Raw genomic sequence first — 305 nt, 5'->3', positions numbered from 1 at the left:
CGCTGAAGTGCGTGCTGTGCGGGAGTCAGATGCGTTTTACGGGGCTGAAGCGGGGCTACCGTCTGGCAGAGCAGGTCCTGATGCATGAGCCGCTGGCCCGGATGCGGTGGTGCGGCTGAGAGCCGCAGAGGGGAAGTTGCGTCCATTTTGAGGGAAACGGAGCAAAAAACCGCCATTCATACCCTGAATCAATCAGAGCCATCCAGTTTAATCGTCGGTTCCGTTCATATGGAGCAAAAGTGGTGTTGAAGAAACATCCGTTTTGTGGTGTTTTTTTAATCTTTTTGGGGTTTTAATTCCTATCG

Annotated in this window: 1 protein-coding gene; it reads left to right on the top strand. The window is 52.1% G+C overall.

Features of this window, described 5'->3' with window-relative positions; genetic code table 11:
* Window positions 1-119, top strand: a 119-nt coding sequence (locus tag ACUU1M_RS20795) for a hypothetical protein (protein ID WP_053001536.1), incomplete at its 5' end; no start/stop codon positions are given.
* Window positions 120-305 lie beyond the last annotated feature (186 nt).

It is taken from the genome of Shigella sp. SIG6 (assembly GCF_053555815.1).
The sequence above is the reverse complement of the archived record's forward strand: the minus strand, read 5'-3'. Positions and strand labels throughout refer to the sequence as shown.